This is a genomic window from Arthrobacter sp. Y3224198, assembly GCF_059090025.1.
In genome coordinates, this window is record NZ_JBNHFG010000006.1 from 1 (window position 1) to 12,320 (window position 12,320).

13 protein-coding genes are annotated in these 12,320 nt (G+C 66.0%); all 13 read right to left on the minus strand.

Going from position 1 to position 12,320, the window contains the following annotated elements:
• Positions 1 to 104: 104 nt before the first annotated feature.
• The 13 genes from AC5RUF_RS04840 to AC5RUF_RS04900 all read right to left on the minus strand — a co-directional run bounded on the left by AC5RUF_RS04840 (position 105) and on the right by AC5RUF_RS04900 (position 12,307).
• On the minus strand, positions 105 to 749 hold the full coding sequence (locus tag AC5RUF_RS04840; RefSeq protein ID WP_494129886.1) for a hypothetical protein: 645 nt from the start codon (positions 747 to 749) through the stop codon (positions 105 to 107).
• Between the two features lie 55 nt (positions 750 to 804).
• Positions 805 to 2,187, minus strand: coding sequence for a replicative DNA helicase (gene dnaB, locus AC5RUF_RS04845; protein WP_493997974.1), 1,383 nt, complete (start codon positions 2,185 to 2,187; stop codon positions 805 to 807).
• 593 nt (positions 2,188 to 2,780) lie between these two features.
• Positions 2,781 to 3,230 carry a 50S ribosomal protein L9 gene (rplI, locus tag AC5RUF_RS04850; protein WP_493997975.1) on the minus strand — a complete coding sequence of 150 codons (450 nt, stop codon included), beginning with the start codon at positions 3,228 to 3,230 and terminating at the stop codon, positions 2,781 to 2,783.
• An 18-nt stretch (positions 3,231 to 3,248) separates the two neighbouring features.
• The gene (gene rpsR / locus AC5RUF_RS04855) at positions 3,249 to 3,488 is read right to left on the minus strand and encodes a 30S ribosomal protein S18 (protein ID WP_003800144.1); all 240 of its coding nucleotides are present in this window, start codon (positions 3,486 to 3,488) and stop codon (positions 3,249 to 3,251) included.
• Between the two features lie 152 nt (positions 3,489 to 3,640).
• Positions 3,641 to 4,198 (minus strand): single-stranded DNA-binding protein, encoded by a 558-nt coding sequence (locus AC5RUF_RS04860; RefSeq protein ID WP_494129887.1) that lies wholly within the window; start codon positions 4,196 to 4,198, stop codon positions 3,641 to 3,643.
• Between the two features lie 36 nt (positions 4,199 to 4,234).
• Entirely contained in the window at positions 4,235 to 4,585 is a 351-nt protein-coding gene (gene rpsF / locus AC5RUF_RS04865; protein ID WP_493998846.1) for a 30S ribosomal protein S6, read from the minus strand.
• A 201-nt stretch (positions 4,586 to 4,786) separates the two neighbouring features.
• Positions 4,787 to 6,067 carry a M18 family aminopeptidase gene (locus tag AC5RUF_RS04870; protein ID WP_494129888.1) on the minus strand — a complete coding sequence of 427 codons (1,281 nt, stop codon included), beginning with the start codon at positions 6,065 to 6,067 and terminating at the stop codon, positions 4,787 to 4,789.
• A 157-nt stretch (positions 6,068 to 6,224) separates the two neighbouring features.
• Positions 6,225 to 7,100: an ABC transporter permease gene (locus AC5RUF_RS04875; RefSeq protein WP_493998116.1), complete on the minus strand. Its 876-nt coding sequence runs from the start codon at positions 7,098 to 7,100 to the stop codon at positions 6,225 to 6,227.
• A 4-nt stretch (positions 7,101 to 7,104) separates the two neighbouring features.
• Positions 7,105 to 8,058, minus strand: coding sequence for an ABC transporter ATP-binding protein (locus AC5RUF_RS04880; RefSeq protein WP_493998117.1), 954 nt, complete (start codon positions 8,056 to 8,058; stop codon positions 7,105 to 7,107).
• A gap of 143 nt (positions 8,059 to 8,201) precedes the next feature.
• Entirely contained in the window at positions 8,202 to 9,143 is a 942-nt protein-coding gene (locus AC5RUF_RS04885) for an ABC transporter ATP-binding protein (RefSeq protein WP_494129889.1), read from the minus strand.
• Between the two features lie 28 nt (positions 9,144 to 9,171).
• Complete coding sequence (locus tag AC5RUF_RS04890) at positions 9,172 to 10,017, minus strand: ABC transporter permease (RefSeq protein ID WP_493996998.1); 846 nt, start codon at positions 10,015 to 10,017, stop codon at positions 9,172 to 9,174.
• Positions 10,014 to 11,033 (minus strand): ATP-binding cassette domain-containing protein, encoded by a 1,020-nt coding sequence (locus tag AC5RUF_RS04895; RefSeq protein WP_493996999.1) that lies wholly within the window; start codon positions 11,031 to 11,033, stop codon positions 10,014 to 10,016. Before AC5RUF_RS04895 ends, AC5RUF_RS04890 begins: the two co-directional genes overlap by 4 nt.
• A gap of 68 nt (positions 11,034 to 11,101) precedes the next feature.
• Positions 11,102 to 12,307 (minus strand): MFS transporter, encoded by a 1,206-nt coding sequence (locus AC5RUF_RS04900; protein WP_494129890.1) that lies wholly within the window; start codon positions 12,305 to 12,307, stop codon positions 11,102 to 11,104.
• Between the last annotated feature and the right edge of the window lie 13 nt (positions 12,308 to 12,320).

Here is a 12,320-nt window from a genome sequence, read left to right on the forward strand (position 1 = left end):
GGAGACCCCGCCGGCGCCCCCGGCCCCCACACCCGGGCCTGCGCCGGCGCGGCTGCGGCGGGCCGGAGCGGGCTGAGCCGGGCTGAACCCGCCCCGGGTGGGGTCTACTGTCCCGAGGCGCTCCCGGCACCCGGCAGCCCGCGGCCGGCCAGCACGGAACGGTAGGCGTAGTCGGTCAGCCGGCCGTCCTGCACTGCCTGCTCCACCGCCGCGAAGGACCGCGGTCCGCCGTCGGTGCTGTAGGGGAAGTGGATGAGCTCGGCAATCAGCTCCCACTCTTCGGTAATCGAGTCGATCAGGTCATCCGGGGTTTCGTGCTCCGAGGGGCCGCCGCCCAGCACCGTCCACTGGTCCCGGGGCACCCGGTAGGCCTGCAGCCGCTCCAGGTCCGCAACAAGCTCTTCCAGCGAGGCATATTCGGTCTGGGCCTCGGCGGGCACCGAGCCGTCCGGCGTCGCCAGCTGGCTCACGAAGGTGGTCTCCGAGGAGGGGTAGATGGAGGTGGGCACGGGTTCGCCCTCCTCCAGGTAGGCCGGCAGCTGCGACGGCATCCAGTACCAGGCATCGCCTTGGTCTGCACCGCCGGGCTGTTCACGCTCACTGATCCAGCCCCTGCCGGTCAGCAGCGCTTCCGCCTCATCGCTGAAATAGGCCGTCTCCCCGCGCAGCATCGCGTTGATTTCGTGCTCGGCACGGCGTGCCTGCTTCTTTTTGCTGACGGCCTTCTTGCGGGGCTTGGATTTGGGCACGGCGGATCTCCTGGCAGTGGGGGAAGTGAATGGCGGGCGGTGCAGGCGGGGCGGGCTAGAAGCCGCTGCCGCCTTCAACAGCCATGTTGGAAAAGCGAGAGTAGTGGCCCTGGAATCCGACCACGATGGTTTTGGTCGGACCGTTACGGTGCTTGGCGACAATCACGTCGGCCTCGCCGGCACGCGGCGACTCCTTGTCGTAGATGTCTTCGCGGTGGAGCAGGATCACCATGTCGGCGTCCTGTTCGATGGAACCGGATTCACGAAGATCCGAAACCATCGGCTTCTTGTCCGTGCGCTGCTCGGAACCACGGTTCAGCTGCGAAAGCGCGATCACCGGCACCTCCAGCTCCTTCGCAAGGAGCTTCAGGGCACGGGAAAACTCGGAGACTTCCTGCTGGCGGGATTCCACACGCTTGCCCGAGGACATCAGCTGCAGGTAGTCCAGCACCACGAGCTTGAGGTCATGGCGCTGCTTCAGCCGGCGGCACTTGGCCCGGATTTCCATCAGGGACATGTTGGGGCTGTCGTCAATGAACAGCGGTGCATCGTTCATACGCCCCATGGTGGTGGCAATCTTGCCCCACTGCTCATCCTTGATGGTGCCCTTGCGCAGGTCCTGCAGGCCGATGGTGGCCTCGGCGGAAAGCAGGCGCATGGCGATTTCGTTGCGGCCCATTTCCAGCGAGAAAAAGACCGTGGTCATGTTGTGCTTGATCGCCGCGGAACGGGCGAAGTCCAAGGCGAAAGTGGATTTACCCACGGCGGGGCGGGCGGCAATGACGATCATCTGCCCGGGGTGCAGTCCCTGGGTGAGCTCATCGAGTTCGTAGAAGCCGGTGGGCACGCCGGTCATGCCCTCGCCCCGGTGGCCGGCGGACTCGATTTCGTCCACGGTGCCCTCGATGATGTCCTTCAGGGGCACGTAGTCCTCGGCGGTGCGGCGCTCGGCGACGGCGTACACCTCGGCCTGGGCGGCGTTGACTATGTCATCCACTTCCATGCCGTCATTGGAGTAGCCCAGCTGGACGATCTTGGTGCCGGCGTCCACCAGGCGGCGCAGCACGGCGCGTTCCCGGACAATTTCCGCATAGAAACCGGCGTTGGCTGCGGTGGGGACGGACTGGATGAGGGTGTGCAGGTACGCCGGTCCGCCGATGCGGCTGATTTCGCCGCGTTTGGTCAGCTCATCGGAAACCGTGACGGCGTCGGCGGGTTCGCCGCGTCCGTACAGGTCAATGATGGCCTCGTAGATGGCCTCATGCGCGGGGCGGTAGAAGTCGATGCCGCGCAGCACTTCCACGCAGTCTGCGATGGCGTCCTTGGACAGCATCATGCCGCCCAGCACCGACTGTTCGGCGACCAGGTCCTGAGGGGGTGTCCTCGCGAAGTCCGGACTTGATGATGATGCCTTGGAGTCCGTATGCGTGAGCGACACGTTGGCCCTTTCCAGGATAAAGAAACGTTGCAATCCCTGCCCTGCCGGGCGTCGTTCCATCCTTACCAGCCGGCACTGACAACCCGGCGCGGGGCCGGCGGCGGTGCTGGATGATCCGGACCGGCGGGCGTGCATGGCGATGACGGGATTCACCGCAACCGTATGCCTCTGCGGCCTCCCCGACAAACGGGTTATCCACAGGTCTTGTGGATAGTCTGTGCATAACGCGGCGTGTCTTGTGCACAGGCTGGGCATAAGCATGTGGATAAATAATTCACATCTCCCCAAATACGGCTCTGACTAGGGCAAACGCTCGTCCACACCTGTGCATAAGAACTATTTTTCCGCCGCGCCCGGGCGCGGCACCCGTGTTGACAGTGATCAAAAACAGGCATAAGGAGCAGGGTTTCCGGACCTCAGGCCGCCGATATCCACAAGAAAACCAAGTGTGCTGTGGATTACGTCCCGGCAGGGCCGCCGGGAGCTTCCCGCCCCGGGATGGCGCCCGTCCGCAACCCGCTGCGGGGTGCCGGAAAACACAAAAACACCCCCCGGCTTGGAGCCGGAGGGTGTTTTGCTGTCTGGGTCAGACGTTAGCCGGCCACAACCTGAAGGTCGATGACGGCAGCAACATCTTCGTGCAGACGGACGTTGGCCTGGAAGGAACCAACCGACTTGATGTGCGTCGGCAGTTCAACCTTGCGCTTGTCGATGGCGCCGAGACCGGCGGCTTCAACAGCTGCAGCAACATCTGCGGGCTTGACGGTACCGAAGAGGCGTCCGGACTCGCCGGCCTTGACGGTCAGCTTGACCGGCTTGGCGGAGAGAGCAGCAGCCTGCTTCTGAGCATCTTCCAGGGAAGCGTGCTCGCGGGCAGCGCGGGCAGCCTTGATGGACTCAACCTGCTTCTCGCCACCCTTGGTCCAGGTCAGAGCGAAGCCGCGGGGCAGGAGGTAGTTACGTGCGTAACCGTCCTTAACCTCGATGACGTCGCCGGCAGCGCCGAGACCGGTTACTTCGTGGGTCAGAATGAGCTTTGCCATGAGTTAGGTTCCTTTCCTTTAGCCGCGGCCAGCGCCGGAGTACGGCAGGAGAGCAACTTCGCGGGCATTCTTGATTGCCTGGGCGATCTTGCGCTGTTCCTGCACGGTTACGCCAGTTACGCGACGGGCGCGGATCTTTCCGCGGTCGGAAATGAACTTGCGCAGCAATGCTACGTCCTTGTAGTCGATGACAGTGATGTCAGCGGCCTTCAAGGGATTGGACTTTGGTTTGGGCTTGCGAAGTTCAGCCTTAGCCATCGTGGAGCTCCTTATGTCTGGTGGAGCCCGTGGATACATTTCCACGGGATGGGCTCGACGGCGGTTGCCGTCTGAGGATGGCGCCCGAAGGCGCCGGGTGAAGGGCCGCCAACCGCCCCGGAGGGAGTGGACTGCTCTTCGGGTGAAGAGGTTTAGAAGGGCGGATCGTTCGAATCCGGACCGTTGCCCCATCCGCCGGAGTTACCGCCCGCAGGCGCTCCCCAGGGATCGTCAGCCGGTGCGGACTGCGCCTGCTGCTGGCCGCCGCCCCAACCGGAGTTGGAGTTGCCGCCGAAGCCGCCACCGCCGCCGCTGTTGCCGCCGAATCCGCCGCCACCGCCGGAGCGCTGGGTGCGGGTGACCTTGGCAGAGGCATAACGCAGCGAGGGGCCGATTTCGTCGACCTCAAGCTCCATTACGGTGCGCTTTTCGCCCTCTTTGGTTTCGTACGAACGCGATTTCAGGCGGCCCTGGCAAACTACGCGGGTTCCCTTGGTGAGGGACTCGGCGACGTTTTCAGCCGCTTCACGCCAGACGGACGCGCGGAGGAACAGCGTTTCGCCGTCCTTCCACTCGTTGGACTGACGGTCGAAGGTCCGCGGGGTCGAAGCAATGGTGAAGTTCGCCACTGCCGATCCGGACGGAGTGAACCGCAGTTCCGGGTCGTTGGTTAGGTTACCGACGACGGTGATTGTTGTCTCGCCTGCCATGAAAGCCTCCTGGTATCAGTACGGGGGTGTCCGAAATTACTCTGCGGAAACCTTTGCAGCGTCCTTAGCGGCCTTCTTGGCATCCTTCTTCGAGATCTTCTGCTCTTCCGGGCGGATGATCTTGGTGCGCATGATGGTCTCGTTGAGGCTCAGCTGGCGGTCAAGCTCAGCTGCGGCTGCCGGCGTACCGGTGAAGTTAACCACCGCGTAGATGCCTTCAGACTTCTTCTGGATTTCGTAGGCCAGGCGACGACGGCCCCAGATGTCGACCTTATCGATGGTTCCACCATCGTTGCGGATTACATTCAGGAACTTGTCGAGCGAAGGCTCGACGGTACGCTCTTCGACCTCGGGGTCGATGATTACCATCAGTTCATAAGCACGCATTTGTGAACCCACCTCCTTTGGGCTGTACGGTCACGGTATTTCCGTAACAGGAGGTTCTTTTGCGTTGTCTCCTCCTCGCAGGCGGCTGATCCGCAGCGGGAGGAATCTGCCGGCCGAAGCCGACAGCACAGACTTTCCTATCCTATCCGATTTCCGCGGGCCGTATTGACACGCCGGAACCGGGGCACTTCCGGGGCTGGATCAGGGCGCTCCGACCGCGAAGAACCGCTGGGCGACCGCGGTAAGCCTGGCCGGATCCTGGACACCGGCCATTTCCCGCGCCGAGTGCATGGACAGAACCGGGATGCCGACGTCGACCGTCCGGATGCCGAGCCGGGTGGCGGTCAGCGGCCCGATGGTGGATCCGCAGGGCACCGAGTTGTGCGAAACGAACTCCTGGTAGGGCACGCCGGCGTCGGCACACAGGCGTGCCCACTTGGCCGTGCCCGGCGCGTCCGTGGTGTAGCGCTGGTTGGCGTTGATCTTCAGCAGCGGACCGCCGTTGAGGACCGGGTGGTTGGCCGGATCGTGGCGTTCGGCGTAGTTGGGATGGACGGCATGCCCTACGTCGGCGGAGATGCAGAAGGAGGCCGCGAGTGCGCGTGCCCGGTCCGCGGCGGTGGCACCGAGGCCGTCGCCGATGCGCAGCAGCACATCCTCCAGGAACGGCCCGGCGGCGCCGGAGCGGCTGCCGCTGCCCACTTCCTCATGGTCGAAAGCGGCCAGCACCGCAATGGGTGCCGCGGGAGCCACCTCGGCGTTGATCAGCGCCAGGAGCCCGGCGTGCACCGAAGAGAGATTGTCCAGCCGGCCGGAGGCGAAGAATTCCCCTTCGGCGCCGAACACCTGGGCCGGCTGGGTGTCAGCGGCAACAATGTCATAGCCGCCCACCTCCGCCGGATCCAGGCCCGCCTTGGCTGCCAGCAGCGCCACCAGGTCGGCGGCGGAGGGGTCCCCCAGCCCCCACACCGGGTTCATGTGCTGCTGCTTGTCCAGTTTCAGGCCCTCGTTCACGGCACGGTCGAGGTGGATGGCCAGCTGCGGGAAGCGCATCAGCGGCCCGGTCTCCACCAGGTGCTCGGTCCCGTCCAGGCTGACCATGCGCCCGGCCAGCTGCAGCTCCCGGTCCAGCCAGGAGTTCAGCAGCGGGCCCCCGTAAATCTCGACGCCGGCCTGCAGCCACCCGAGACGGCCGGTGGTGGGGCGGGGCTTGAGCTTGAAGGAGGGCGAGTCCGTGTGGGTGCCGAGGATCGAGAATCCGGTGGCCGGTCCGGCGTCCTCAGGCGTGGCCCAGGCGATGAAGGCACCGTCGCGGACCACAAAGAACTTTCCGGACGAGCGGGGAAAGTCCTCCGCTTCGGAGACTTCCGTGAATCCGGCCTCCGCAAGGCGCCGGGCACCTTCGCGTGCGGCATGGAAGCTGGAGGGTGAGGCGCTGACATACGCGCCGAGATCGGTTACATGGGCCAATGCGTCAGACATGCTCCGATTCAACCAGAGCCGAAGGCGCCCGCGTAACCGGCGTCTCCCCGAAGCGTAACCAGCCCCCTCAAGCAGGCTTGAGGGGGCTGGGGAGGAGGTGTCCGGTGAAGACGGGGCGGCCGTTCTTCCGCGCCGCCTTCACCGAAGCGGGTTTCCCTTAGACGTCGCGCCGTTTGGTGACGATCAGGGCAGAAATAAGCAGGACCAGGGCCCAGGCGGCCAGCACCAGGCCGCCCTGAAGCTGGGTCAGGTCACCTTCCGCGGTGGCCCCGGCGGTGACCAGCTGGGTTCCGGCATTGCTCGGCAGGAACCGTGCGGCGTCGGGAATCCAGTCGGCGATGCCCTGCACGATCGAGACCACCAGCGGCAGGACGAAGATGATGCCGATGGCGGTCACCACCCCGCCGGCCGTGTTGCGCAGCAGTGTCCCGATGGCCATGGCGAACACCGCGATCAGCGCCAGGCAGGTGCCGGTGTTCAGGATGCTGGGAAGGACACCGTCGTCGTTCAAGGACAGGGTGAGGTCTCCGCTGTTCAGGATCGGCTGTGCCACCAGGAAGGAAACGAATGCGGCACCGGCACCGATGATGAAGGAGATCACAGCAATGACCAGCGCCTTGGCCAGCAGTGCCGGGGTCCGCTTCGGGACCGCACTGAAGGTGGAGCGGATCATGCCCGTGCCCCATTCCGAGGCAATCAGCACCACGCCCAGGGAGGCGATCAGCAGCTGCCCGAAGAAGAGCCCGCTGGCGGGGATTTCCGGTATCAGGTCCCGGTACACCTGCGGGTCACCGAAGGCCAGCGCCTCTTCCGGGGTGCTTGCCGACGAGATCGCGTCCAGCACGACCACCACCTGCCAGGCGGCAAGGGCGGCCAGGCCGACCATCACCACGACGGTGATAGCCAGCAGGATAACGGTGGAGGGGACGGTGTTGACCTTGATCCACTCGGATTTCAGGACCCGTCCGAAGTTGACGCCGGAGCCGGCCGGGGCGGGCGCACCGGGTTTCTTGGTTTCTGTAGCGGTACTCACGGTGCTAGTTCCCCTTCCCGGAGGCAGTTCCGGCAGGAACAGGTTCCTGCGCCAGGTCCTGGGACCGGTATTCGACGTCGTCGCGTGTCAGTTCCATGTAGGCATCCTCGAGGGAGACCTGCTGGGGTGTCAGTTCATAAACCAGGATCCGGCGCTCCAGGGCCGTTTCGGCGATCAGGCGGGGATCGGCGCCGGTGATTTCCAGCAGACCGCCCTCCTTTTCGACGCCGGCAATGCCAGGGCGGTCCAGGGCCAGGAGCAGCTCCCGGGGGCTGTCGGTGCGCACGAGCGTACGGGCCTTGTCCTCACCGGCAATGATTTCGCTGATCGGGGCGTCGGCAATGATCCGGCCGCGGCCGATCACGATCAGGTGGTCGGCGGTCTGGGCCATCTCGCTCATGAGGTGCGAGGACAGGAAAACCGTGCGGCCCTCGGACGCCAGTCCGCGGGCTAGGTGCCGCACCCAGAGCACACCTTCGGGATCCAGTCCGTTGACCGGCTCGTCCAGGATGACGGTGTGCGGATCCCCAAGCAGCGCCACGGCAATGCCCAGCCGCTGCCCCATGCCCAGGGAGAAGCCTCCCACCCGCTTTTTCGCCACCGGCGCCAGCCCGGTGAGTTCAATAACGTCGTTGATCCGCTTCGCCGGAATGCCGTGCGTGGCCGCCATGGCCCGCAGGTGGTTGTAGGCGCTGCGCTTGGTGTGCACGGCCTTGGCGTCCAGCAGGGCGCCCACCTCCCGGAGCGGTGCCTTGTGCTGGGCGTAGGGCTTGCCGTTTATCAGGACCTTGCCGGACGTGGGGTGGTCAAGCCCGACGATCATCCGCATGGTGGTGGATTTGCCGGCCCCGTTCGGGCCCAGGAAGCCGGTTACCTTACCCGGCTGGACAGTAAAGGAAACGTTGTCGACGGCGGTTTTTCCGCCGTAGCGTTTCGAGAGGCCGTGTGCCTCGATCATGGTGATCCTCACGTAGGGGGCTGGAACTGGTTCGGGGGGCTCCTTACAGCCTAGGGCAGGCAGGTGCGGCGCGGACCGTTCCAGCGGATGATTCAGGCGGAATCAGTGGTCCCCCTTAGGGATGAGTCAGGGGTTGCCCTGACTCAGCTGCCCGGACCGCCGTCACGCCCTCCGCCGGCCTCGATCTGCTGCGACTGGTACTCCACCTCGCCGTGAGTCAGCTCCATGTAGGCATCCTCGAGGGACTCCTGCTGCGGCGTCAGCTCGGTGACCAGGATGCCGCGGGCCAGCGCGGCTTCGGCGATGGTGCGCGGCGGCAGGCCCAACACCTCCAGCAGGTCCGGGGCCGGGCGGCGCACGTCGACGCCCTCACCCTCAATGGCGGCCGCCAGCGCCCCCGCGTCCTCAGTCCGCACCAGGGTGCGCACGCGGCCGCCGCCGATGACCTCTGTGATCGGAGCGTCGGCGAGGATGCGGCCGCGGCCGATGACGATCAGGTGGTCGGCCGTGACGGCCATTTCGCTCATCAGGTGCGAGGAAATGAACACGGTGCGGCCCTCCGCGGCCAGGCCGCGGACCAGGTGGCGTACCCACAGCACGCCTTCCGGGTCCAGTCCGTTGACCGGTTCATCGAAGATCAGGGTCTGCGGGTCCCCCAGCAATGCCACGGCAATCCCCAGCCGCTGGCCCATGCCCAGGGAGAAACTGCCTACCCGCTTCCGTGCCACCTGTTCCAGGCCGGCGAGCTCGATGACCTCGCTGATCCGCTTCGCCGGAATGCCGTGCGTGGCGGCCAGGGCCCGCAGGTGGTTCCAGGCCGTGCGCCTGGGGTGGACCGCTTTGGCTTCCAGCAGCGCGCCGGCTTCATGCAGGGGCGCCCGGTGCGCGGCATAGGGTCGGCCGTTGACAGTCGCGCTCCCTGCGGTGGGACGGTCCAGGCCCAGGATCAGGCGCATGGTGGTCGATTTCCCGGCGCCGTTGGGGCCCAGGAACCCGGTGACTTTACCCGGCTGGACGGTAAAGCTGACGCCGTCCACGGCGGTTTTGCTGCCGAAGCGTTTCGCCAGGCCATGTGCCTCAATCATGGTGTGTCCTTTGTCCGGAGGGGAACTGCTAGCGGGAACTGATGGACTCGAACTTGCGCACCGCCAGCGGCACGAAAACCACCAGCAGGACCAGTGACCCGATCAGCACGGTCAGCACGGCGTTCTGCATCGGCCAGGTGTCCGGGACGGGTGCGGTGCCTACGTTGCCGAACAGCTCCCTGGCTGCCTGGACCAGTGCGGAAACAGGGTTCCAGTCCGCGAAGATCCGCAGCGGCGTCGGCAGCGTGGAGCTCTGGACAAACGCGTTGGAAATGAAGGTGATGGGGAACAGGATGATGAAGGAGGCGTTGTTGATGGTTTCCGGCGTGCGCACGCTCATGCCCAGCAGCGCCATGACCCAGCTGAAGGCATAGGAGAACAACAGCAGCAGCCCCACGGCGGCAAGGAAGGAGGGGAAGTTGGTGTTGACCCGCCAGCCCACCAGCAGGCCCGTGCCCATCATGATGACCATGGAGATGGCGTTCAGCGCCAGGTCCGAGTTGGTCCGCCCGATCAGCACGGCAGACGGGCTCATGGGCAGGGTCCGGAACCGGTCAATAATCCCTTCCTTCAGGTCCTGCGCCATGGCCGCTCCCGAGAACGTGGACCCGAACACCACGGTCTGCGCGAAGATTCCCGCCATCAGGTACTGCGTGTAGTCCGTGCCGGCAACGTTGATGGAACCCCCGTATACCTGGCTGAAGAGCAGGACGAACATGATCGGCTGGAGCACGGCAAACACGATCATGTCCGGCGAGCGCTTGATCTTGATCAGGTTCCGCTTGGTGACCGTCCAGCCGTCGCCGGCCCAGCGGACCGGTGCACTGGAGGCCGACCCGGTCCGGATTCCGGTAGCTGACACTGCGGCGCTCATCGGCGTGCCTCCTCTTTCTCGGCTTCTGCTTCCTCTTCCGCCGGACGCCCGGTGAGCTGCAGGAACACGTCGTCCAAGGTGGGGCGGCGGATGCCGGCATCATGGAGTTCGACGCCGGCGTCGGCCAGGTCTGCGAGCACCCGCTGGAGCGCAGCGGGTCCGTCGATCACGGCGACTTCCAGCGTGCGGCCGTCCCCTGAAGCGTGCGGATCGCCAGATCCGTGCCGCTGCAGGATGGCGAGGGCCCCCTCGGCGTCGTTCTGGTCCACCAGGGCCACGGCCACCCGGTGGCCGCCGATCCGTGCCTTCAGGTCATCCGAGGTTCCTTCGGCAATGACCCTGCCGTTGTCGATCACCGCCACCCGGTCCGCCAGCTGGTCCGCCTCCTCCAGGTACTGGGTGGTCAGCAGCAGCGTGGTTCCGCGGGCCACCAGGTCCGTGATCACTTCCCACAGGGCAATCCGGGAGCGGGGATCCAGCCCGGTGGTGGGTTCGTCCAGGAACAGCACCTGCGGCTGGTTGACCAGGGCTCCGGCCAGGTCCAGGCGCCGGCGCATGCCGCCGGAATACCCCTTGACCGGGCGGTTGCCGGCGTCGGCAAGGTCGAACATTTCGATGAGCTCCGCCGCGCGTTCCTTCGCCCGGCGTCCCGGCAGGTGGTAGAGCCGGCCCACCATGTCCAGGTTTTCCAGCCCGGTGAGGTTCTCGTCCACCGCGGCGTACTGGCCGGAGACGCCGATGGCGCGCCGGACCGCCTTGGGGTCTGCGGTGACGTCGATGCCGTCAATGACGGCGGTGCCGCTGTCCGGCCGGATCAGGGTGGTGAGGACCTTGACCGCGGTAGTCTTCCCCGCCCCGTTGGGGCCGAGCAGGGCGGTGACCGTTCCCTGCGGAACGGCGATGTCCAGTCCGTCCAAGGCCCGCACGGGGCCGGACTTCGAGGAATAAACCTTGGTCAGCCCCTCGGCTGAGATGAGTGGTGCGGACTGCTGGGATGGCTGCAGTAAGGGGGACATGGGTTCGAGGGTAGGACCACGGCCTTGTCCCGCGCCTGCCCATTGCGGACAGAACCGGTCCGCAGCTTTCAGGCCGCTTCGGACACAGCCTTCCGCTCCGCGGCAGCCGGTGCGAAAACAATCGACACCAGCATGGCGGCGCCCACCACCAGCAGCGCATTGCGGATGCCCCAATGCTCACCGAGGAACCCGAGCACCGGCGGGCCGACGAAAAACGCCATATACCCGATGGTGGAGACCACGGACACGCGGCCGGCCGCGTGCACCGGATCCTCACCGGCGGCGGACATGCCCATCGGGAAGCCCAGCGCCGCGCCGATCCCCCACAGCACGGCGCCGACGGCGGCCAGGACGACATTCGGGGCCAGCACAAAGATCAGCAGGCCGGCCAGGGACGCGCTCATACACCAGCGCAGGGCGGGCACCCGGCCCATCCGGTCGATGAGGCGGGCTCCGAACCAGCGGGTGATGGTCATGGCGGCAACGAACACGGCAAACATCACCGCACCAGCGGACTCGCTGGTGCCCAGCCCGTCCACGGTGGCTTTGGCCACCCAGTCATTCGCGGCGCCCTCGGTCAGGGCGGCCCCCAGGACCACCACACCGATCAGCAGGGTGCGGCCCTCACGCCAGGCACCGAAGCGGGACACCTTGCCGGACGGCCCCCCGTCGGCATGCACCGCCGGGTGCGGTAGCTGCAGGAAGTTGCGCGGGACAATCAGCACCACCACGCACACCACGGCCAGGATGCCCAGCAGGTGCAGGGACAGGGACACACCCGCATAGGAAAGGGCGGCGCCGATCAGGGCACCGGTAAACGAGCCGGCGCTGAACGCCCCGTGGAACTTGGGCATGACGGTCCGCCCCAGCCGGCGCTCGACGTCGGCGCCCTCCAGGTTCATCGCAACGTCCCAGCCCGCAATGCCCACGCCGAAGACCAGCAGCCCTGCGCCGGTGAGGGGAATGGAGCCCAGGTACAGGCCCGCCGCAATGGCCAGGGAGGCAACCGACGTCGTAATGCCGCCGGCCCGCACCGTACCGGCGGTGCCGATCCGCTGGGCCACCGAACCGGCCAGCGGCAGGGCGGCAACCGAGCCGACCGCGGAGAACAGCAGCAGCAGGCCGACACCGGCAGCACCGATGCCCAGGTCCTGCGCAGCCGCCGGGATGCGGGCAGCCCAGCTGGCGAACACCAGGCCGTTGAGGCCGAAAACAACGAAAACAGCGATCAGGGCCTTGTTCAGGGCAGTATCACTCAGGTTCTTTTCGCTCACGTCAGTATTGTCC